Origin of the sequence: Streptosporangium brasiliense, assembly GCF_030811595.1 — a bacterium.
GTDB classification, from domain to species: Bacteria; Actinomycetota; Actinomycetes; order Streptosporangiales; family Streptosporangiaceae; genus Streptosporangium; species Streptosporangium brasiliense.
The window spans coordinates 4,614,527-4,635,588 of sequence record NZ_JAUSRB010000002.1 but is presented as its reverse complement, the minus strand read 5'-3'; the positions used below and the strand labels follow the sequence as shown (position 1 = coordinate 4,635,588).

The following is a 21,062-nucleotide window of genomic DNA, read 5'->3' as shown; positions in this document are numbered from 1 at the left end:
GCCCTCCCCGGGAAGGGCCCGGTCGGCGCGGTCAACGCGCCCTCCCCGAGAAGAACCTGGCCAGCGAGACCGATCCGACGAACCCGACGAAGGACAGCACCAGCAGGACCGGCAGCGCCGAGTACTCCCCCACCACCGCCGCCCCCGTCCCGATCCCGCACATCACCACCGCGGTGAGCACGTCCAGCGCGACCGCCCGGTCCAGCATGGAGGGGCCGCGCACCAGCCGGTGGAGCGTCAGCGCCGCCGCGCAGCCGAGCAGCGCCAGTGCCGCCAGATATACCGCCGTCACCGCAGTTCCTCCTGGTCCGCACCGGTGCCGAAGGCCGCCACGATGCCCTTCTCCAGCCGCGTCACGTCCGCCTGGACGGTCGCCTGGACGTCCCCGGTGATGCCCAGGACGTGCAGCACCAGCTCCCTGTCGCCGAAGTGCACCTCCAGCACCAGGCTGCCCGGCAGCGCCGACAGCGCCACGGTGATCAGCACGGCCATCACCTCCGACGACGTGCGCAGCCGTACCTCGACGATCTGGACCGGCGGCATCGTCCCCAGGCGCAGCGCCCAGAACGCGACACGGAAGCTGGAGGCCACCAGGTCCACCGCGAAGCGGACCAGGAAGACGAGCGCCGCGACCGGGTGAATCCGCAGGCCGGTGTCCAGCACCGGCAGGGGCAGCAGCCAGACGACGAGCAGCCCGCCCAGCAGGCCGCCGAGCACGTTGCCCACGCTGAGGTCGCCCCAGAGCAGCAGCCAGACCACCGTGAGCCACGCCACCTGCGACAGCGGGACGGGCCTGCCCAGCAGTCGGGGGGTGAGCCCCCGGCCGCTCACCGCAGGCTCCCGAGCACCGACGAGATGTACGGCTCGCGGGCCATCAGCTCGCCGGCGGTCCGTCGTGCCAGGGCGGACAGCGGCCCGGCCAGCACGGTGAACGACAGGGCCAGCGCCACCAGGGCCATGGCGGAGCCGAGCATCGGCAGCGGGATGCTCGCGCTCGTGACGATCGCCCGGCCGGTGATCCCCTCGGTGCCGGAGGCCCGGACGACGGGGGCCTCCTCGCCCTCCAGCACGGTCCCCATCTTCTTGATCATGCCGGGGGGCGGCGTCCGCCAGAACGCCTTGTTCCACGTCGTGGCCACGGCGTACAGGGTGAGGAGGCTGGTCAGCAGTCCCCCCGCCACCAGGATGAGCGCCATGGGACCGCCGTCGGCCACCCCCGCCTGGATCAGCGTCAGCTTGCCGAGGAAGCCGGACATCGGCGGGATGCCCGCCAGGTTCATCGCGGGGACGAAGAAGAGCACCGCGATCAGGGGCGCCAGCCTCATCAGGCCCCCCAGCCGCTCCAGCGCGGTCGTGCCGGTGCGGCGCTCGATCAGCCCGGTCACCAGGAAGAGGCTGGTCTGCACGGTGATGTGGTGGACGACGTAGAACACCGCACCCGCCAGGCCGAGGACCGAGGAGAGCGCCACCCCGAAGACCATGTAGCCGATATGGCTGACCAGCGTGAAGGAGAGCATCCGTTTGATGTCGGTCTGGGCCACCGCGCCGAACACCCCGACCAGCATGGTCAGCAGCGCCACCCACATCAGCAGGCCGCTCACCGGCCCGCCGGGGAACAGCAGCGCCTCCAGCCGGATGATCGCGTAGATGCCGACCTTGGTGAGCAGCCCGGCGAACAGCGCGGTCGCGGGGGCCGGCGCGGTCGGATAGGAGTCGGGCAGCCACGCCGACATCGGGAAGATGGCCGCCTTGACCACGAAGACCAGCAGGAGCAGGAGCTCGACCAGCAGCTTGACGTGCCCGGGCAGCACGGAGAAGCGCTCGGCGAGCTGGGCCATCGACACAGTGCCCGTCGCCCCGTAGGCCACCGCGATCCCGACCAGGAAGAGCATCGAGGAGGCCAGGCCCATCACCACGTAGGTGGCGCCCGCGCGGATGCGGGACTCGGTGCCGCCGAAGGTGAGCAGCACGTAGGAGCCGCTGAGCAGCATCTCGAAGGCTACGAAGAGGTTGAACAGGTCACCGGCGAGGAAGGCGTCCGACACCCCGGCAATCATGATGAGGTAGGCCGGATGGAAGATCGACAGCGGGGCGATGCGCTCCTGGTCGGCGTAGGCCTGTGAGATGGAGTAGATCATCACGCACAGCGTCACCGCCGAGGAGACCACCAGCATCAGCGTGGCGAGCCGGTCGGCGACCAGGGCGATGCCGATCGGCGCCGGCCAGCCTCCGGCGTAGGTCACCAGCGGCCCCCCTCGGTCGGCCGCCAGCAGCAGGACGCATGACACCACCAGCACGGTCGTGAGCGTGACCACGCTGATGAGCGCCTGCAGCCTGCGCAGCCGCCCGCCGATGGCCAGCTTGAGCCCGGCGGCCAGCAACGGCAGCACCACCGGGGCCGCGACCAGTCCCCCTTCCGGGACCGCGATCAGCTCCGCCACCGGCCCTCCCCGCCCGGCACGGCCCGTGTCCCCGGCGCCCCCCGCCCCGCGTCCGGCAGGGCATGCGGCACAGCCATCAGTCGTCCCCTTCCAGGTCCGGATCCTCTGCCCTGGCCTGCCGCTCCCGGTCGGCCCGGATGGCCGCCCGCATCTCCTTGCGCGCCTCGCGCTGGCGGAGCCGGAACCGCCTGCGGATCTCCCGCTCCCGCTCGGCCTGCTCCCGCTCCCGCCGGGCGAAGTCCGCGCGCAGCTTGTCGATCCGCTCCTGCCGGCTCTCCTTGGACACCGCCTCCTCGCGCCGGGCCTCGGCGAGCCGTTCCTCGATCTGCTCGCTGGACAGGCCGGCGTCCTTGTGCGCCTGGAGCCAGCGGCCCAGGTCCACGTTGACGTCCAGGATCCGTCTCTCCAGCTCCTGGGCCTCCCGGTGTTCCCTTTCGCGCCGGGCGGACTCCAACTGGGCGAGTTCCGCGCGCTGCTCCTGGACCAGCCGCCGGTACGCCTCCTGCTTGGCGAGCACGGCCTGGGTGAGCTCCCCGCGCCGGGCGCGCAGCCGTACCATGCGGTCCTCGGTGTCGTCCTGGACCTCGTCGCCGCCGGTGAGCTGCCAGGACCGGTGGACCACGGCGAGCAGGAACGCGGTGATGCCCAGGGTGATCACGATGGAGGTGAGCACCATCGCCTGCGGCAGCGGGTCGGCCATCCGCGCCGGATCGGACCTGCCGAGGATGGGCGGCTCCCCGGCTGGGCCGCCGACGGTGAGGATCAGCAGGTTCACCCCGTTGCCGAGCAGGATGACACCGACCAGCAGCCGGACCAGGCTCCGCTCCAGCAGGAGCGTCACCCCGGCGGCCGCCAGGGTCCCCGACACCAGCAGGGGCAGCAGCGAGACGGTCACCGCTCCTCCTCGGCGTCGATCTGCCGGTCCAGCTCCGCCCCCAGGCTGCGCAGGACGTCCTGCGCCATGCCGACCACCGTGACGTAGATCCCGATGTCGAACAGCAGCACGGTCGACAGGTGAAGCTCGCCGATCAGCGGGACCGCCAGGTCCGCGGAGAGCATGTCCAGCGGCGCGCCGGTGGCCAGCAGCCCCCAGAGCGCGGTGACGGTGGACAGCAGGAGTCCCAGGCCGATCAGCACCCCGGCGTCCACCGGCGCCGCGACGGCCAGCTCGTAGCGGCCGCCGGCGAGATAGCGGATGACCAGCGCCAGCCCGGCCACGATGCCGCCGGCGAACCCGCCTCCCACCGAGCTGTGCCCGGTGAACAGCAGGAAGAGCGAGATCAGCATCACCGTGTGGAAGGTCAGCCGGGCCACGACCTCCAGGACGACCGCCTGCTCCCCCGCGGGCAGGGTCGCCGCGAGCCAGTGCGTCCGGTCCTCCCGCCTCGCCTCCGCGGGCGGGCGCTCCAGCGCGTACGTACGGCGGCGCAGGAAGACCAGACTGGTCACCCCGAGAGTGAGGACGACGATCACGGAGCTCTCCCCCATGGTGTCCCACGCTCGGATGTCCACCAGCAGCGCGCTGACGATGTTGGAGGCCCCGGACTCCTCGGCCGCGCCGGCCATCAGCCGGCCGACCGGCATCGCCGTGCGCGCGCTCGCCGCCAGCATCCCGGCCCCGACGATCATCACGCCGCTCACCACTCCGAGGGCGACGCGCACGCCGAGGGGCACCCGGGGCGAGCCCTCCCTCGGCCCCACCGGGAGCCTGCGGAGCACCAGCACGAACACCACCAGGCTCAGCGTCTCGGTGAGGAACTGGGTCAGCGCCAGGTCCGGCGAGCCGTGCACCAGGAACAGCAGCGCGACGCCGTACCCGGTCACCCCCGCCAGCAGCGCGAGCACGATGTGCGAGCGCACCCGCGGCGCGACGAGCGCCGTGGCGATGAGCAGGACGCCGATCACGGGCTGCTCGACGCGCTCCCAGGGCACCACGTCCAGCCGGACGTCGCGGACGGGCCCGTACAGCAGCGAGAAGCCCCCGATCCCGGCCATGGAGACAAGGGCGATCATGAGGTAGTCGGGGAGCGAGCCCCGCTGGGTGACGCCGGTCAACTGGAGGGCGGAGCGGTCCAGCGCCCGGATGACGCTCCAGTAGACGTGGCCGGAGTCGACCAGGCGCAGGATCCGCCCGGTCCGCTCCACCGCGGGACCGGCCAGGAGGAGGAGCACGCCCCCGGCCAGGGCGACGGCCGACAGCAGCAGCGGCACGGGCGCGCCGGTCCACAGCGCGAGGTGGGTGCCGTGGCCGGGCCCGGCGAAGGTGTCGGTGTAGCTCTCCATCGCGTGGCCGTACCGCCCGGCGAAGGGGGCGGCGACCAGCCCGAGTACGGCGAGCAGCGCGGGCGGCAGGAACGTCGCGGCGGCGGAGCCGTGCGCGGGGACCGGCTCCCGGCCCGGCCGGTCGCCGAAGGCCCCCCACAGGAAGCGCAGGCTGTAGCCGGCGGTGAGCACCGAGCCGACGACCACCCCCACCAGCGTCACGGTGTCGGCGGTCCGTCCGGTCAGCAGCGACTCGAACGCGGCCTCCTTGCCGACGAACCCCAGGAACGGCGGGATCCCCGCCATCGAGGCCGCCGCCGCCACGGACGTGGCGCAGAGCCAGGGCGCCGAATGCCGCAGGCCGCTCAGCTCGCGCAGGTCGCGGGTGCCGGTGGAGTGGTCGATGACGCCGACGACCAGGAACAGCGACGCCTTGAACAGCGCGTGCGCGAGCAGCATGGCGACGCCCGCGATCGCGGTGTCCCTGGTGGCCGCGCCGAACAGCACGGTCAGGAAGCCGAGCTGGCTCACCGTGCCGTAGGCCAGCAGCCTCTTGAGGTCGTGCTCACGCAGGGCCCGCCAGCCGCCCAGCACCATCGTGAGCAGGCCGAGCGGCACGACGATCAACTGCCAGGCGGGCAGTCCGCCGAATGCCGGGCCGAGCCGGGCGATCAGATAGACCCCCGCCTTCACCATGGCCGCGGCGTGCAGGTAGGCGGAGACCGGGGTCGGCGCGGCCATCGCGGCGGGCAGCCACATGCTGAACGGGAAGATCGCCGACTTCGACAGCGCCCCGACCAGGATCAGCGCCATCGCCACCGGGACGGAGCCACCGGCCGGCGGGTCCGCGACGATCCGCGAGATCTCGTAGGTCCCCGCCGCCTCACCGAGCACGACCATGCCGGCCAGCATGGTCAGACCGCCGAACGTGGTGACGGTCAGCGCCTGCATCGCCGCCCTGCGGCTGGTCCTGCTCGCGGGGTCCTGGCCGATCAGCAGGTAGGAGAAGACCGTGGTCAGCTCCCAGAAGACGTACAGCAGGAGGAGGTTGTCGGCGACCACCAGCCCGAGCATCGCCCCGGCGAACGCCACCAGCACCCCGCCGAACCGGCCGAGCCCCTCCTCCCCGGCGTCGAAGTAGCGGGAGCAGTACAGCAGGACCAGCGCGCCCACGCCGGTGACCAGGAAGGTCATGAGGAGGGCCAGCGCGTCGACGCGGAAGGACAGCGCGAAGCCCAGCGTGGGCGCGTAGGGGTGCTCGGATCCGGCCGGGACGCCGTTCAGCGCCACCCACAGCGCGTAGCCGAGCCCGCAGGCCGGCGGCACGGCGAGCACGGGGAAACCGTTGCGGCCGAGACGGCGCATCAGCGCCGGCGCGCACACCGCCGCGACGGCGTGCAGGATCAGCAGCGGCTCCATGTCCCCCCGGGCAACCGTCGTGGCCGACGTATCCCAAACTGCCAGGAGCCACCCGTTTCACCACCTGAGCACACCAGCGGCTTGACCCGAACACCGCCGGTTCTTCACCGGCGCATGATCAGCTCTTCCGGCCGGTACGGCCGAGCAGCCAGCCGATCACGGCACTGCCGAGCGCGACGCCCGCGCCCATGCCGAACGCGGTCAGGACCGGCCACACCCGAGCGCCCGCGGGGGGCTGCTCGGCGGGGCGTTCGAAGATCCGCGGGACCGTGAGCGGCCCGGCGACGTCCCCGGCGGGGGACGGCGCCACCGGGGACGGCACGGCCGGGGACGTCGCCACCGGGGACGGCGCCCCTGGAGACGGTGCGGCCGGGGACGGTGCGGCCGGGGCCGCCGCGCCGGAGGAGACGGGGACGGCGGAGAGGTGGCCCTCCACCGCGGAGAAGAACTCCCCCGCGGTCTTCTTGGCGACCGAGCCGAGCATGCGCTGGCCGATCCCTCCGATCATGCCGCCGATCACGGCCTCGGCGTCGTAGTCGATCCGGGTGCCGCCCTCGACCTCGTTGAGGCGGATCTCCACGGTGGCGTCCACGGTCCCGGGCGCGCCCTGCCCCCGCGCCCGGAGCACGAAACGCTGCGGGGCGTCGGGCTCGGACAGGGCGACCTCTCCCTGATAGACGCCCTTGATCGAGGCGACTCCGGCGGTGACCGTCATCCGGTAGATGCCGGGCCCCGTCTCCTCCAGGCGCTCGCAGCCCGGGATCGTGCGCACGAGCACGGCCGGATCCTGGAGCGCGGACCACACGCGGTCCCTGTCGATGCCGAGTACGGCACTGCCTGCGAGCTTCACAGCAGCACCATAGGCAATCGCCCGCCGTGCCGATAACAGCAACATCTGCCCGTCGGCGGGGCGCGCGATTGTCACAGGCCCCGCGTGGCGTCGTCGGCCCGCGACCGGTGCCCCCGGCCGGCCCCTCTCACGGCCGGGAATCTCGGTCCGGCCCTTCTCACGGCCTGTGCCCCCGGCCGGCCCCTCTCCCGGCCGGGGATCTTGGCCGGGTCCCTCCTGCCGTCGGGAATCCCGGTTCACGGCCGGGGATCTCGGCCGGACGTCTCTCAGGGACGGGCCGCCGTGGAGGGGCGGCCCCGCAGCGGCGCCCCCACCTCGTGCAGGTGGCGCAGCGCCTGCGCGTAGGAGCTGAGGAGCCCGCTCTCCAGGTAGGGGATGTCCAGCTCCTCACAGTATTCCCGCACGATCGGCTGGGCACGGCGCAGGTTCGGCATCGGCATGCTCGGGAAGAGGTGGTGCTCGATCTGGTAGTTGAGCCCGCCCAGCACCGTGTCCAGCACCCGCCCGCCGCGCACGTTACGCGAGGTCAGCACCTGACGCCGGAGGAAGTCGAGCCGGTCGTCGCCCCTCAGCATCGGCATCCCCTTGTGGTTGGGCGCGAACGTGCAGCCCAGGTAGACGCCGAAGACCGCCTGGTGCAGCAGGAGGAAGGCGATGGCCCGGCCGGGCGACAGCACCGTCAGCAGCGCGGCGAGGTAGGCGGCCACGTGCGCCGTCAGCAGCACCGCCTCCAGCCCGCGGCGCTTCAGCGACGGGCGCGCCAGGGCCCGGAAGCTGGACACGTGCAGGTTGAACCCCTCCAGCGTGAGCAGCGGGAAGAACAGCAGCGCCTGCCGGCGTCCCAGGAACCTGGGCAGCCCCCGGCTGGCGGCGGCCTGCTCGGTCGACCAGATCAGGAAGTCGGGTGAGACGTCGGGGTCGTGGTCCTCGTGGTTGGGATTGGCGTGGTGGCGGGTGTGCTTGTCCATCCACCAGCCGTAGCTCATGCCGATGGCGAGGTTGCCGGCCACCAGGCCGGCGATCCCGCTGGCGCGCCGGGAGCGGAAGACCTGCCGGTGGGCCAGGTCGTGGGCGACCAGCGCGATCTGGGCGAAGACCAGCGCCAGGAAGGCCGCCACCAGCAGCTGGTACCAGGAGTCGCCCACCGCGAAGAACGCGGCCCAGCCTCCGGCGAAGGCGGCGGCGACGAGAGCCAGCCGCAGGGCGTAGTGGCCCGGGCGGCGCTCCAGCAGCCCCGCCTCGGCGATCCGGCGTGCCAGGCGGGCGAAGTCGCTGCCCCGGGCGCCGCTGTCCGCGTCCGCGGTGCCGGCGGACCGGTCCGGGGGATCGATCACGGTCGAATTGGTCACGGTTCTCCTCGGGAGCGCGGACGCCAGACAGGATTGATCGGCTTCAGCGCCGTAGATCGGCGTCAGAGCTGATGTCCTGTCCCAGGATTCCGTGATCATCGTGGCCGCGGACCCCCGCGACCACCCGGATCCGTGGTGGTGCTGACCCTACCCCGGCTTCCGGCCCGACGGCCACGCCGCAGCCGCCTCCGACAGCAGGGCGGCCGTGGTGGCCCAGACGGACACGCCGCAGCCGCCCCGGACCGCCCCGCCCCGCCCCGGACCGCCCCGGACCGGGCCGGGTCACCGTTGGTCGCGCCGCAGGGGGTGGTCGTCGGGGATCTCGACGAGGACGATGGGCAGGCCGTCGGGATCCTCGATCCACATCTCGATCAACCCCCACGGCTCCCGCCGGGGAGGGTGGACCACGCCGACCCCCGCATCGCGCAGCCGCCCGTGCTCGGCCGACAGGTCGCGGACCTGGAGCCAGACCGCGGAGGTCTGCCCCCCGGCCCCGTCGGAGCGGCCGGAGAGCTCCAGGAAGCCCTGGCCGAGGAAGAAGACCAGGCCCGGGTCCTCGGCGGGGCCGAACTCCCGGTATACCGCCAGACCCAGGATGTCCCGGTAGAACCGGCGGCTGCGCTCGGGATCGGAGGGACGCACGAGGATGCGGCTGCTCAGCACCTCCATGTGTCGGCCTGCCCTCCCTCCGGCGCCTCCGTGCCACCCGTCCCCCGATCCGCAGGACGGTCCACGCGGCCCACCCGGGCCGCCTCCCGTGGGCGGCGCGGGGAGCCCGCGCCCCCGGTCTCAGGCCCGGGTCGGCTCCTCATAGCCCTCATCCTCCCCGTAGACGTGCTTGTCGGGATCGCCCTCGGGCTGGTTGGCCGGGTCGGTGGGAGAGGGAGCGGACTCCTCGGCGAAGTCCGGAACGTCATGATCTTCCGGATTCTCCCGGCGGTCGGCCAGTGGCCGGCTCTCATCGGACTGCGACATGTGTCCTCCTCGCTCGTCCTTGCTCGTCGATACCGGGCACCCTCCCCTCCGGCGGACCCGCCTATGCCTTCTCCGGCCGCCGTACCGACGGCGTCTCCCGCACCCGGCCGGTCAGTTGGAGCTCCGGCTGCTGGCAGGATGGTGGCCCATGGCACCGGGGAAATCATGGGCGAGCAGATCGGCGGCGGCGTTCATGGCCCTGGCGGCGGGCGCGGGATGCGCCGGCGGCACCGGCGGCGTCCCGGAGCCCGGCACCGGCCGTGCCTCCTCCGCCCCGGACTCCCCGAATGTCAGCGCCTCGCCGGTCAGCCCCTCCCGGCCGCCGGGGGCACTGCCCAGACCGGGTGAGGTGGGCCGGATCCCGGCGCCCTCCGACGGGCTGCCCCGGGTGATCAGCTCCATCCCCACCGGGCGGAAGGTGGTCTTCCTCACCATCGACGACGGCTGGGAGCAGGATCCGGGTTTCCTCGCGCAGGTCAGGGACCAGCGGATCCCCATCGCGGCCTTCGTCACCCGCGACGCCGTGGAGGCCAGGGGCACGACCGACCCGACCGCGCAGGGCGGCAGATTCCTGGGCGCCGGCAAGTGGGAGTACGTACGCGCCCTGCACAAGGCGGGGGCGACGATCGAGAACCACACGCTGACCCATCCGAACCTGCCGGCGCTCGGCTACCAGCGGCAGAGGGCCGAGATCTGCGGCACCTCCACGCTGATCCGCAAGCATGTGGGCAGCAGGCCCACGCTGTTCCGGCCGCCGTTCGGCAACCACAACACCCTGACCCGCAGGGCCGCCAAGGCCTGCGGCATCGACGCGCTCCTGCTCTGGACCGCGACCGTGCAGCCCGGCGGGAAGATCGCCTACCAGGTGCCCGACAAGAAGCTCCGCCCGGGTGACGTGCTGCTGCTGCACTTCCGTCCGGGCCTGTCACGCGACTTCCGCGTCCTGGTCAACAAGATCAAACGTCGGGGGTTCGAGATCGGCAATCTGGACGCCTACCTGAAGGCCGCGACCCGCTAGACCCGCCCGGCCCCGCTCCCCACGACCCGCACGTCCGGCCGGGCCGGGGGTCAGAGGATCTCGGCGGCCCGCGCGGCTGCGTGGAGGTAGACGGGGTCGGGGGTGCGGGCGTGCTCGCGGAGACATGCCTCCGCGAGCTTGATCGCGTGCTCGTCGCCGTTGTCCACCGCCCGCGCCGCCACCTCCTCGGGGCCGGGCGGCTCGCCGTACGGCGGCGGCTCGGGGGTGGCGCGGGCGGCGAACGCGCTGTGGATCCCGGCGGCCACCTGCCAGAGCGCGTCGTAGGTGGGCCGGTGGAGCGGGCCGGGCAGCAGCGGGAGCACCGACCTGACCGCCGCCGGGGCGGTGACCGCGTGCAGGAACGCGATCGGTGCCCGGCGCCCGTGGGTCAGGAAGATCCTCGCGAAGGTCCGGCTGAGCTCTCCGAGGTCGGCGTCGACGTCCACGGGCGGCCGGAGCGCGCCGACCGCCTCGGGGAAGGCTGCCACGGTGCCGAGCCCGGCCAGCTGATCGGTGATCAGCCCGCCCGCCGGGATCTCGCGCATCGGCGGCAGGCTCCGCACCGCGTCGTCCAGGGAGGCGTTCCCGCCGGTGCGCGGCGTCCCGGGCAGCTCGGCGTAGCGGGCGGCCCAGTAGCCCAGCGCGCGTGCGAGCTCCGCCAGCCGCGCGGGCTCCGGGCTCTCGGCGACGGCCCGGATGGCGTGCGCGGCGCGGATGATCCCGTGGGTGGCCCCGGCGGCGAGTCCCGGGACCAGCCGCGGCCACCATTCGGAGGTCACCTCCAGCCAGGGCGCCTCCTCGAACCGGTGGGCGAAGTATCCGCTCCAGTCGGTCACCCGCCGGAAGTCGCCGAGTGCCTCCCGCCAGTCGCCGATGGGCTCCACCCGCCCCGGCTCCGGCTGCAGCCGGGGGAGGTAGCCCTCCACCCAGCGCTCCACGGCGTCGGCGCGGTCCAGCCTGACCAGGGCCTCCACAGCCATCGGCCCGTGGCTGGACAGGCCGCCGCCGAACTCGGGTCCGGTGCCGGCGAACCGCTCCAGGGCTCCGTCCAGGACTTCCATATTGCCTTCTCTCTATATAGGTATATCTCTATATAGATGAAAGCCTCAGGAATGTCCACATATCCACCCCCACCCCCTCGGCACCGCCGGCATTCTCAAGGCGCCCACCCACCCGGTCCGCACCGTCCGCCGTCCGGCGTACCCCGGAATCACCCCAGCGGCTGATGCCCGGCAGGCACCTCTCGCACCACCATTGGGGTCATGCGCCCCCGGGGCCCGGCAGGCCCGGGGCGCATCAGGCCGGCGGGGCACACACCCCGCCGTCCGGGCCGCCCGGGGCACGACCTCCGGCGGCACAGGGGGGGAGAACAGGCGCCGCGGGCGGAGGGGGCGATCTCGGCCCGTCCGGGAAGTGCGGTCCCGGACGGGCCATGTGACAAAGATCGCAGCAGCTCGCGGCGCCAACCCCGCCCATTGCTCTACAGCTTGTAGTACTACTTTTAGTAGCACTACAGCTTGTAGAGCTCAGGACCCGTGAGGGGAAGATGGACGCACTGGACCTTGCGCGGTGGCAGTTCGGGGTCACCACCGTGTACCACTTTCTGTTCGTACCCCTGACGATCGGCCTCGGCGTGTTCGTGGCCGGCCTGCAGACGGCGTGGCACCGCACGGGCAAGGAGCACTACCTCAGGCTCACGAAGTTCTTCGGGAAGCTCTTCCTGATCAACTTCGCGATGGGCGTGGTCACCGGCATCGTGCAGGAGTTCCAGTTCGGCATGAACTGGAGCGACTACTCGATCTTCGTCGGTGACGTCTTCGGCGCCCCGCTGGCCCTGGAGGCACTGCTCGCGTTCTTCCTGGAGTCGACGTTCCTGGGGCTGTGGATCTTCGGTTGGGACAAGCTGCCCAAGCGTGTCCACCTGGCCACGATCTGGGCAGCGGTCATCGGCTCCAACCTGTCGGCGTACTTCATCCTCGCCGCCAACGCCTGGATGAAGCACCCGGTCGGCTACGAGGTGGTCGACGGCAAGGCCCGCATGACGGACCTGTGGGCGGTGCTCACCAACTCCACCGCGCTCGCCCAGGTGCCCCACGTGGTGGGCGCGGCCTTCGTGGTCGCGGGCGGGTTCGTACTGGCGGTCTGCGGCTACCAGGTCCTGCGCGAGCGGCGCGCCGACCCCGACCGGACCACCCCGGTCCGGCGGGGCGCGGTGGACATGTGGCGGACCCCGATGCGGGCCGCGCTGGTCATGACGGCGATCGCCGGAGTCGTGGTCGCCGGCAGCGGGGACATGTCCGCCAAGCTGCTGTACGAGCAGCAGCCGATGAAGCTGGCCGCCGCCGAGGGGCTCAGGCACGACACCGCGGGCGCGCCGTTCTCCCCCGTGCCGGGGGTCGAGGTGCCCATGCTGCTCAGCTTCCTGGCCACCAACGACCCCGGGGCGGTCGTCCAGGGCACCGAGAACCTGCAGGCCCGCTTCACCGAGGAGTTCGGCCCGGCCGACTACCGCCCCAACCTGCCCGTGGTCTACTGGTCCTTCCGCGTGATGATCACCTTCGGGATGGCCACGGTGGCCCTGTCGGTCCTCGGCCTCTGGCTGACCCGCGGGCGCCGCCGCGACCCGCGCCCGCCGCGCGAGGTCCCCGCGTGGTTCGCCCGGGCCTGCGTGCTGGCGCTGCCGCTGCCGACCCTCGCGATGATCGCGGGCTGGCTGCTCAGCGAGATCGGCCGCCAGCCGTGGACCGTCCAGGGCGAACTGCTCACGGCCGCGAGCGTGTCACCCGGCGTCAGCCTCACCGAGGTGGCCGTGACGCTGGCGGTCTTCACCGCCCTGTACGGCGCGCTCGCGCTGGCCGAGGCCGTGCTGATCATCCGCCATGTCAGGACGGGTCCCGAGCCCGTCTCCCCCGCTCCCGGGACGCCGCCCTCCCGCGACGGTGAGGACGCGGGCGCCCGGCTCCAGCCGACCCTGATGTACTGAGGCGGAAACGATGGAACTCACCACCTTCTGGTTCGCGATCATCGCCTTCCTCTGGACCGGATTCTTCGTCCTGGAGGGCTTCGACTTCGGCGTGGGCCTGCTGGCCCCGGTGCTGTCCAGGAACGAGGCCGAGCGCAAGCAGGTCCTCGGCACGATCGGCCCGGTCTGGGACGGCAACGAGGTCTGGCTGATCACCGCGGTCGGCGCGATGTTCGCCGCCTTCCCCGCCTGGTACGCCGGGCTGCTCAGCGAGTTCTACCTGCCGATCGCGCTGGTCCTCGTCGGGCTGATCGTGCGCGGCATCGGCCTGGAGTGGCGGGGCAAGGTCCACCACTCCTCCGACCGCGCCTGGTGCGACCTGGGCATCCTGGTCGGCAGCGCGCTCCCGGCCTTCCTCTGGGGCGCCGTCTTCGCCGACCTGCTGCACAACAGCGCGCTGGCCGCGCTGGTCGGCGGGGTGTTCTCCCTGTCGCTGTGCGTGCTGCACGGCGCGGTCTTCGTCGCCCTCAAGACGTCCGGCCCGGTGCGTGCCCGGGCCCGCCGTACCGCGATGATCACTTCCGCGGTGGCACTGCCCGCCGCGGTCGTGGCGCTGTCCAACATCCCGGCCGCCGGCACGGCCGTCGCCGACTGGACGGCCGCCCCGTGGCTGTGGGCCTGCGCGATGAGCGCGATGGCCGCCCTGGCCGCCGCGGTCGCGCTGACCTGGCGCGGCCGGGACGGCTGGGCGTTCGCCGCCACCGCCTCGTCCATCGCGCTGGGCTCGGTCGCCCTGTTCGGCGCCCTCTGGCCGGCCCCCCTGCCCGGCCTCACCGTCGCCGAGGCCGCCTCCGGCCCCTACACGCTGGGCATGCTGACCTGGATCGGCCTGATCGCGCTGCCGTTCGTGCTCGGCTACCAGGTCTGGTCCTATTGGGTGTTCCGCAAGCGCCTGGTCGCCGAGGTGTCCTGACGCCTCCCGCCGGAACGGACGGGACCCGCGAGGGCCGGGCGCCGCCGTGGCGCTCCGGGCCCTGGCGGGTCCCGCCTCGCCGCGCGCCGTACGGGCCCCGCGGGAAAGGCGGTTGCTTTCCCCCGGCCGGCTCTGAAGGATTCCCTTCATGAAGCCCCCCAGCCTGTTCCGCCACCGGAACTTCATGCTCCTGTTCGGCGCCGACACCGTCAGCCAGCTCGGCACGCAGATCAGCATGCTCGCGCTCCCGCTGGTCGCGGTGCTCGCGCTCGAGGCGAGCGAGTTCGAGACCGGACTGCTGGTCGCGGCCGAGACCGCGGCCTTCCTGCTGGTGGGACTGCCGGCCGGGGTCTGGGTGGACCGGATGCGCAGGAGGCGGATCCTGATCACCGCCGACGTGGTCCGCGGCGCGCTGCTGGCGTCGGTGCCGATCGCGTGGTGGCTGGACGCGCTGAGCCTCCCCCAGCTGTACGTCGTGGCGCTCGGCATGGGCCTGGCCACGGTCTTCTTCGACATCGCCTACCAGAGCTATCTGCCGAGCCTGGTCGGCCGGGACCAGCTGATGGACGGCAACGCCAAGCTGGAGATCGTGCGGTCGGCGGCGGGCGTGGCCGGGCCGAGCGTGGGCGGCGGGCTGGTCCAGGTGCTCACCGCGCCGGTCGCGGTGCTGGCGGACGCCGTCAGCTTCCTCGGCTCGGCGCTGTTCCTGTGGCGGATCGACGCCACCGAGCAGACGCCGGACCCGGCCGGCCGGCAGGGGCTGCTGAAGGAGATCGGTGAAGGGCTCCGCTATGTGGCCACGCACCGGATCCTGCGGATGATCAGCGCCTCCACCGCCACCGCCAACTTCACGAGCGGGATGATTGCGGCCGTTGAGATGATCTTCCTGACCCGGGTGGTGGGCCTCGCCCCCGGCGCCATCGGCCTGCTGTTCTCCGCGGCGGCCCTCGGCGGGCTCACCGGCGCGGCGATCGTGGGCACGGTCAGCCGCCTCGTCGGCACGGCCAGGATCATCTGGCTGTCCATCCTCGCGACCGCCCCGTTCATGCTCCTGGTGCCGCTCAGCGGGCCCGGCTGGAAGACGTCGCTGTTCGCGGTCGGCATGTTCATGCACGGGGTCGGCGTGGTCCTCTACAACGTCAGCCAGGTCAGCTTCCGCCAGGGCGTCACCCCCGAGCACATGCTCGGCAGGATGAACGCCACCATGCGCTTCGTCGTGTGGGGCACACTCCCCCTGGGCGGCCTGGCCGGAGGAGTGCTGGGCGAGCTCTTCGGGGCCCGCGCCACGCTGTGGATCAGCGTGGTGCTGGCGCTGCTGGCCGTGGTCCCGCTGCTGCTGTCCCCGCTGCGCACGATGCGCGACCTGCCGGCCCCCGACGAGGTCAGCGCCTGACCCACCGGATCAGGACGGCGGGCGCGCGCCAGGCACTGTCCCGGCGGGCACGGGCTCCGGCACCCGCCGTGGCGGGTGCCGGCCGCGTCATGACGGGGCCGGAGGCGAGGGTGTCGCGGAGCGGCGCAGGTCGAACAGCTCCGACGGGGAGATCGGCATCTTGTCGATCCCGATGCCCTCGGCGTCCTCGACCGCCGAGGCGATCACCGCCGACACCGGGATGACCCCCGCCTCCCCCGCCCCCTTGATGCCCAGCGGGTTGAGCGGCGACGGCGTCTGCAGGTGCGCGGTCTCCACGGCCGGGATCTCCGTCGCGTAGGGCATCAGGAAGTCCATGAACGAGGCGTTCAGCAGCTGGCCGTGCTCGTCGTAGACCATCCGCTCGTACAGCGCGCCGCCGACCCCCTGGGCGACGCCGCCGTGGATCTGCCCCTCGACGATCATCGGGTTGATCAGGTTGCCGCAGTCGTGGACCACGGCGTAGCGCAGGATGCGGATCTCGGCCGTCAGCGGATCGGTCTCCACGATCGCCGCGTGCATGCCGGAGGCGAAGGTCGAGCGGAGCGGCGAGTAGTAGTCGCGCCCCTCGAGCCCCGGCTCCTCCCCCTCCCGCACCGGCGGCCTGTCGAAGGACGACGCCCCGGCGAACTGGGTCGCCCGGGCCGCCTCCTCGTCGAAGGCGTAGCGCAGGGGGTTGGACAGCACCGCCACGGTCGCCAGCGGGAGGGAGACGCCGGGCGCGCCCACCACCTTCACCTCGCCGTCGACGATCTCCAGGTCGCGCGGATCGGCCTCCAGCGCGTCGGCCGCGATCCGCAGGGCCTTCTCCCGGACCTTCCGGCAGGCCAGCGCGATCGCGTTGCCGCTCATCACCGCGGCCCGCGAGGCGAACGTGCCGACCGCGTAACCGAACCTGCGGGTGTCGCCGGTCACCACCGAGACCCGCTCCAGCGGGACGCCCAGCTCGGCCGCGGCGATCTGGGCGAAGACGGTCTCATGGCCCTGCCCCTGGGAGGTCAGCCCCGTGGAGACGTGCACCCGGCCGTCGGAGGTGACCTGGACGTGGCCGCCCTCGTACGGCCCGACGCCGGTGCCCTCGACGTAACAGCCGATGCCGATGCCGATCCTGCGCCCCTCGGCCGCCGCCCGAGCCTTCAACCCGGGGAAGGAGTCCCAGCCGATGAGCTCCTTGAGCATCCGCAGCGACTGCGGGTAGTCGCCGCTGTCGTAGATCAGCGGGCGGCCGTCCTGGAAGATGAGGCCCTGGTCGTAGGGGAACTCCTCGGGCCCGATGAAGTTGACCTCGCGCACCGCCGTGCGGTCGGCCTTCAGGTGGGCGGCGATGTGGTCCATCGTCCGTTCCATGCAGAAGACGGCCTGCGGGCGCCCCGCCCCGCGGTACGGCGTGACCTGCACGGTGTTGGTGTAGATCGAGGAGAACTCGACCCGGTAGGCGCCGATCTTGTAGGGGCCCAGGAGCTGGGTGGAGGTGATGATCGGCACGATGATCCCGTACGGCGTGTAGGCGCCGTGGTCGTGCAGGATTGTCACCTCCAGGCCGAGCACCCGGCCGTCGCCGTCGAAACCGACCCGGACGTGCTGCACCTGGGCCCGCTCGTGCGCCGAGGAGACGAAGTGCTCACGCCGGTCCTCGGCCCACTTGACCTCGCGGTCGAGCAGCATGGCCGCCCACGGGACCAGGACCTCCTCCGGCCACGGGTGCACGATCTTGACCCCGAACCCGCCGCCGACGTCGGGCGCGATCACCTCGACCTTGGGCAGCGGCAGGCCGAGCTTGGCCGCGATCGCCATGCGGACGCTGGTGGAGGTCTGGGTGCTCGTGTACACGCGCAGGGAGCGGTCGTCGGCGTCCCAGCGGGCGTACACGCCGCGCCCCTCCAGCGGCATGGAGGCGCTGCGCTCGATGTCGAGCCGGAAGGACAGCGTGTGCGGCGCGGCCTCGATCGCCTCCCGCGCGCCGAGGCCGGCCGCGGAGGGCACCTCCTGCACCAGGTGCGCGCCGACGTTGCCCGGCACGTCGTCGTGGACGAGCTGCGCCGACTGCGCCGCCTCCTCCACCCCGACGACCGGCTTGAGGATCTCGTAGTCCACCCGGATGAGCGCGCAGGCGTCCTCGGCGAGGTAGCGGTCGCGGGCGACCACCATCACGACGGGCTCGCCGACGTGCCTGACCAGGTCGCGGGCGAGCGGGTAGGCGGTGCGGCCGTGGGTCAGCGCGGGGTGCGGGATGAGCAGCGGCAGCGGCTGGGCGAGCAGGGCGGGCAGGTCCTCCCAGGTGTAGATCGCCACCAGCCCGTCCACGTCGAGGGCCGCCGAGACGTCGATGTCACGGATGCGGGCGTGCGCGTGCGGGGACCGGACGAACGCCGCCGCCAGCGCGTCCGGCCCGAGGTCGTCCAGGTAGCGGCCCTGCCCGGTGAGCAGCCGGGGATCCTCCCGCCGCCGCACCGGCTCCCCGAACAGTTTCGTCGTCATGTCGCCCCCGTCCGGCGGCCCGCCGTGCCGTCTCTCCCGGCCCGCCCGCTCACGGTTCCTCCGCCATGATCTCGGCCGCGCGGTGGACGGACTTGACGATGTTCTGGTAGCCCGTGCACCGGCACAGGTTGCCGGAGATGCCCTCCAGCACCTCCTCGTCGGTCGGCGCCGGATTGTCCCGCAGCAGGGCGGTGACCGTGCACAGGAAGCCCGGGGTGCAGAAGCCGCACTGCAGGCCGTGGCACTCGGCAAAGGCGCGCTGCACCGGCGACATCGCGCCGCCGGGGGCGGAGAGCCCCTCCACCGTGGTGATGTCATGCCCGTCCACGGTGACGGCGAACGTCAGGCATGACCGGACCGGCTCCCCGTCCAGCAGGACCGTGCAGCACCCGCACACCCCGTGCTCGCATCCGACGTGCGTGCCGGTCAGGCCGAGGTCGTGCCGCAGGCAGTCCGACAGCAGCCGCCGGGCCGGCACCTCGGCCTGCCGGACCACCCCGTTGACGGTCAGTGTGATCGCGATGTTCATCCTCGGCTCACCGTTCCCCGCCGTCCGCGGCGGCTCCGCTCACGCATCGAGGGCCTCCCGCGCCGCGTCCCGGAGGGCCTGCTGGGTCAGGACGCCGGCGAGGTGGCGCCGGTAGTGGGCCGTCGCGTGGATGTCCGCCTCCGGTTCGATCCGCTCCTGCACGGCGCGGGCCGCCGCGGCCCAGTCGGCCGAGGCCGGGGGGCGGTGGCCGCAGGCGTCGGTGACGTCGACGAGCACCGGGACGGGGCCCACGCTCACGCACGCCACCCTGGCCCCGGTGATCCGGAGGTCGTCGTCCAGGCTGATCAGCGCCGCGATCCCGGCCAGGGCGTAGTCGCCGTGCCGTCTGGCGACCTCGCGGAAGGCGGTGCCCGAGCGCGGGGAGAGCAGGGGGAAGAGCGCGGAGACGGCCAGCTCGCCCGGTCCGGCCGCCGATTCCAGGGGGCCGGTGAAGAAGTCCGCGGCGGGGACGTCCCGGGTGGCGCCGCGCCGGGCCAGCCGTACCGAGCCGCCGAGAAGGGTGAGTACGGCGGGCAGTTCGGCGGCCGGGTCGGCGTGCACCAGGCTGCCCACCACCGTGCCCCGGTTGCGGATCACCGGGTGGGCGACCAGCCGGAGCGCCTGGCGCAGCAGCGGCTGGGCGGCGGCGACCCGCCCGGAGCGCTCCACCTGGGCGTGCCTGGCCAGCGCGCCGACCCGGACGCCGCCGGGCTCCACGTCGACGGTGGCCAGTTCGGTGAGCCGGTTGATGTCGACGAGGCACCCGGGGGCGGCCAGCCGCATGTTGAGCATCGGGATGAGGCTCTGCCCGCCGGCGAGCACCTTGCCGTGCTCGCCGGCCGCGTCGAGGGCGTCGAGCGCCTCGCCGACGGAGCGGGGGGCGTGGTAGTCGAAGGGAGGCGGTTTCACCCGGACGCCTCCTCCCGCCCCGTCCCGCCCTCGGAGGGCCGCGCGGCCGGCCCGGTCCCGGGCCTGCCGGATATCGCCCGCAGCAGGTGGTAGCCGCCCACCACCACGATGGTGCCCAGGGCGATGCCCTCCAGGACGAAGTGCGAGCCGATCATCTGCCGGACCGGGCCGATGGCCAGGATGATGCCCGCCCCGACCGGGACCATGTTGACCGGGCTGGAGAAGTCCACCTGGTTCTCGATCCAGATCTTGGCGCCGAGCAGGCCGATCATGCCGTAGAGGATCACGGTGATGCCGCCGAGCACGCCGCCGGGGGTCGCCGCGACCAGCGCGCCGAACTTGGGGCACAGGCCGAACAGGATCGCGATGACGGCGGCGATGTAGTAAGCGGCCGTCGAGTAGACCCTGGTCGCGGCCATGACCCCGATGTTCTCGGCGTAGGTGGTGGTCGGGGAGCCGCCGAAGGTGCTGGCGACCACGGTGGCGGCGCCGTCGCCGAGGATCGCCCGGCCCATGTACGGGTTGACGTTGGTACCGGTCATCTCCCCGACGGCCTTGACATGGCCGATGTTCTCGGCGACCAGCGCGATCACGGCCGGGAGCACCAGCAGCACGGCGGAGAACCTGATGTCGGGCAGGAAGGTGTCGGGCCAGCCGATCCAGGGGGCCTCCGCCACCGCGGCGAAGCTCACCCGCGGATGCGTGTCGACGGTGGCGGTCGCGGCGTTGTAGGCGGTGATGTCACCGAAGACCCGGTCGGCCGCCCAGGAGAGGGCGAAGCCGATGATCAGCCCGAGCAGGATGCCGATCCGGCCGATGAACCCCTTGAAGAACACAATGATCACGAAGGTGACGAGCATCGTGATCAGGGCGATCCACTGGTCCTGCGGCCAGTAGACGTCGGCGACCACGTAGGCCAGGCCGAACCCGATGAGCATGACGACCGCGCCGGTGACGACCGGCGGGAAGATCCGGTTGATGATCTGCACGCCGAGGAAGTGGATCGCCACGCCGACGAGCGCGAGGACCAGTCCGACGACGAGGATCGCCCCGGTGACGATCGCGTCGGCGGCGGGGGTGTCGCCGCCGTGGATCGCCCGGATGGCCAGAACCCCGCCCACGAACGAGGCGCTCGTCCCGAGATAGCTGGGGATCTTCCCCTTCACGATGAGCAGGAACATGATCGTCGCGACGCCGGAGAACATGATGGCGACGTTCGGGCTCAGGCCCATGACCAGCGGGAAGACGAACGTCGCGCCGAACATCGCGATGACGTGCTGGGCCCCGAAGCCGATCATGCGCGGCCAGGACAGTCTCTCGTCCGGTCTGACGACCTCACCGGGCGCCAGGGACTTGCCGTCTCCGTGCTTGGTCCAACCTGCAACCATCAAGCCCACCTCTCACCGGGCCGTCGGTCGGTGGCCGCCCCGCAGGCATCCCTCCGGCGATCCCCATGCTGTCGTTGCGGGCACATTAGGCCCGTGCT

18 protein-coding genes are annotated in these 21,062 nt (G+C 72.6%); 4 read left to right on the top strand and 14 right to left on the bottom strand.

All coding sequences use genetic code 11. The features are described 5' to 3' along the window. Positions 1 to 31: 31 nt before the first annotated feature. From J2S55_RS29860 to J2S55_RS29820, 9 genes are all read right to left on the bottom strand, one after another. Positions 32 to 292 carry a monovalent cation/H+ antiporter complex subunit F gene (locus J2S55_RS29860; RefSeq protein ID WP_306867816.1) on the bottom strand — a complete coding sequence of 87 codons (261 nt, stop codon included), beginning with the start codon at positions 290 to 292 and terminating at the stop codon, positions 32 to 34. Continuing rightward, entirely contained in the window at positions 289 to 831 is a 543-nt protein-coding gene (locus J2S55_RS29855) for a Na+/H+ antiporter subunit E (RefSeq protein WP_306867815.1), read from the bottom strand. The genes J2S55_RS29860 and J2S55_RS29855 overlap by 4 nt, the downstream gene beginning before the upstream one ends. Beyond that, positions 828 to 2,441 carry a Na+/H+ antiporter subunit D gene (locus J2S55_RS29850; RefSeq protein WP_306867813.1) on the bottom strand — a complete coding sequence of 538 codons (1,614 nt, stop codon included), beginning with the start codon at positions 2,439 to 2,441 and terminating at the stop codon, positions 828 to 830. The genes J2S55_RS29855 and J2S55_RS29850 overlap by 4 nt, the downstream gene beginning before the upstream one ends. A 76-nt stretch (positions 2,442 to 2,517) precedes the next feature. After that, complete coding sequence (locus tag J2S55_RS29845; RefSeq protein ID WP_306867811.1) at positions 2,518 to 3,336, bottom strand: Na(+)/H(+) antiporter subunit C; 819 nt, start codon at positions 3,334 to 3,336, stop codon at positions 2,518 to 2,520. Continuing rightward, positions 3,333 to 6,122, bottom strand: coding sequence for a Na+/H+ antiporter subunit A (locus tag J2S55_RS29840; protein ID WP_306867809.1), 2,790 nt, complete (start codon positions 6,120 to 6,122; stop codon positions 3,333 to 3,335). Before J2S55_RS29840 ends, J2S55_RS29845 begins: the two co-directional genes overlap by 4 nt. A 118-nt stretch (positions 6,123 to 6,240) precedes the next feature. Continuing rightward, positions 6,241 to 6,972 carry an SRPBCC family protein gene (locus J2S55_RS29835; protein ID WP_306867807.1) on the bottom strand — a complete coding sequence of 244 codons (732 nt, stop codon included), beginning with the start codon at positions 6,970 to 6,972 and terminating at the stop codon, positions 6,241 to 6,243. Positions 6,973 to 7,238: 266 nt separating this feature from the next. Beyond that, positions 7,239 to 8,321 (bottom strand): fatty acid desaturase family protein, encoded by a 1,083-nt coding sequence (locus J2S55_RS29830; protein WP_370879710.1) that lies wholly within the window; start codon positions 8,319 to 8,321, stop codon positions 7,239 to 7,241. Between the two features lie 282 nt (positions 8,322 to 8,603). After that, entirely contained in the window at positions 8,604 to 8,990 is a 387-nt protein-coding gene (locus J2S55_RS29825) for a VOC family protein (protein ID WP_306867805.1), read from the bottom strand. Positions 8,991 to 9,110: 120 nt separating this feature from the next. After that, positions 9,111 to 9,296, bottom strand: a complete 186-nt coding sequence (locus J2S55_RS29820; RefSeq protein WP_306867803.1) for a hypothetical protein — start codon at positions 9,294 to 9,296, stop codon at positions 9,111 to 9,113. A 148-nt stretch (positions 9,297 to 9,444) separates the two neighbouring features. Here J2S55_RS29820 and J2S55_RS29815 point away from each other — a divergent pair, with 148 nt between their 5' ends. After that, positions 9,445 to 10,314: a polysaccharide deacetylase family protein gene (locus tag J2S55_RS29815; protein ID WP_306867801.1), complete on the top strand. Its 870-nt coding sequence runs from the start codon at positions 9,445 to 9,447 to the stop codon at positions 10,312 to 10,314. 50 nt (positions 10,315 to 10,364) lie between these two features. Here the strand turns inward: J2S55_RS29815 and J2S55_RS29810 are convergent, their stop codons facing one another. Beyond that, positions 10,365 to 11,375, bottom strand: coding sequence for a hypothetical protein (locus J2S55_RS29810; protein ID WP_306867799.1), 1,011 nt, complete (start codon positions 11,373 to 11,375; stop codon positions 10,365 to 10,367). A 485-nt stretch (positions 11,376 to 11,860) separates the two neighbouring features. Between J2S55_RS29810 and J2S55_RS29805 the strand changes: the two genes are divergently transcribed. The 3 genes from J2S55_RS29805 to J2S55_RS29795 all read left to right on the top strand — a co-directional run bounded on the left by J2S55_RS29805 (position 11,861) and on the right by J2S55_RS29795 (position 15,642). Further along, the gene (locus J2S55_RS29805; RefSeq protein WP_306867797.1) at positions 11,861 to 13,297 is read left to right on the top strand and encodes a cytochrome ubiquinol oxidase subunit I; all 1,437 of its coding nucleotides are present in this window, start codon (positions 11,861 to 11,863) and stop codon (positions 13,295 to 13,297) included. Between the two features lie 10 nt (positions 13,298 to 13,307). Then, positions 13,308 to 14,249, top strand: coding sequence for a cytochrome d ubiquinol oxidase subunit II (gene cydB, locus J2S55_RS29800; protein ID WP_306867795.1), 942 nt, complete (start codon positions 13,308 to 13,310; stop codon positions 14,247 to 14,249). 148 nt (positions 14,250 to 14,397) lie between these two features. After that, the gene (locus J2S55_RS29795; RefSeq protein WP_306867794.1) at positions 14,398 to 15,642 is read left to right on the top strand and encodes an MFS transporter; all 1,245 of its coding nucleotides are present in this window, start codon (positions 14,398 to 14,400) and stop codon (positions 15,640 to 15,642) included. An 87-nt stretch (positions 15,643 to 15,729) separates the two neighbouring features. Here J2S55_RS29795 and cutA read toward each other — a convergent pair whose 3' ends face one another. The 4 genes from cutA to J2S55_RS29775 are packed head-to-tail and all read right to left on the bottom strand — an operon-like array spanning position 15,730 to position 20,964. After that, entirely contained in the window at positions 15,730 to 18,138 is a 2,409-nt protein-coding gene (gene cutA, locus J2S55_RS29790) for an aerobic carbon-monoxide dehydrogenase large subunit (protein ID WP_306867792.1), read from the bottom strand. A gap of 49 nt (positions 18,139 to 18,187) precedes the next feature. Beyond that, the gene (locus J2S55_RS29785; RefSeq protein ID WP_306867790.1) at positions 18,188 to 18,667 is read right to left on the bottom strand and encodes a (2Fe-2S)-binding protein; all 480 of its coding nucleotides are present in this window, start codon (positions 18,665 to 18,667) and stop codon (positions 18,188 to 18,190) included. Positions 18,668 to 18,706: 39 nt separating this feature from the next. Continuing rightward, the gene (locus tag J2S55_RS29780) at positions 18,707 to 19,576 is read right to left on the bottom strand and encodes an FAD binding domain-containing protein (RefSeq protein ID WP_306867788.1); all 870 of its coding nucleotides are present in this window, start codon (positions 19,574 to 19,576) and stop codon (positions 18,707 to 18,709) included. Next, positions 19,573 to 20,964, bottom strand: a complete 1,392-nt coding sequence (locus J2S55_RS29775) for a uracil-xanthine permease family protein (RefSeq protein ID WP_306867785.1) — start codon at positions 20,962 to 20,964, stop codon at positions 19,573 to 19,575. The genes J2S55_RS29780 and J2S55_RS29775 overlap by 4 nt, the downstream gene beginning before the upstream one ends. Positions 20,965 to 21,062: the final 98 nt, after the last annotated feature.

Coding starts and splice junctions, on each gene's coding strand:
- J2S55_RS29775 (WP_306867785.1), bottom strand. CDS start 20,964: ATGGTTGCAGGTTGGACCAAGCACGGAGACGGCAAGTCCCTGGCGCCC.
- J2S55_RS29815 (WP_306867801.1), top strand. CDS start 9,445: ATGGCACCGGGGAAATCATGGGCGAGCAGATCGGCGGCGGCGTTCATG.
- J2S55_RS29820 (WP_306867803.1), bottom strand. CDS start 9,296: ATGTCGCAGTCCGATGAGAGCCGGCCACTGGCCGACCGCCGGGAGAAT.
- J2S55_RS29795 (WP_306867794.1), top strand. CDS start 14,398: ATGAAGCCCCCCAGCCTGTTCCGCCACCGGAACTTCATGCTCCTGTTC.
- J2S55_RS29825 (WP_306867805.1), bottom strand. CDS start 8,990: ATGGAGGTGCTGAGCAGCCGCATCCTCGTGCGTCCCTCCGATCCCGAG.
- cydB (WP_306867795.1), top strand. CDS start 13,308: ATGGAACTCACCACCTTCTGGTTCGCGATCATCGCCTTCCTCTGGACC.
- J2S55_RS29840 (WP_306867809.1), bottom strand. CDS start 6,122: ATGGAGCCGCTGCTGATCCTGCACGCCGTCGCGGCGGTGTGCGCGCCG.
- J2S55_RS29810 (WP_306867799.1), bottom strand. CDS start 11,375: ATGGAAGTCCTGGACGGAGCCCTGGAGCGGTTCGCCGGCACCGGACCC.
- cutA (WP_306867792.1), bottom strand. CDS start 18,138: ATGACGACGAAACTGTTCGGGGAGCCGGTGCGGCGGCGGGAGGATCCC.
- J2S55_RS29785 (WP_306867790.1), bottom strand. CDS start 18,667: ATGAACATCGCGATCACACTGACCGTCAACGGGGTGGTCCGGCAGGCC.
- J2S55_RS29805 (WP_306867797.1), top strand. CDS start 11,861: ATGGACGCACTGGACCTTGCGCGGTGGCAGTTCGGGGTCACCACCGTG.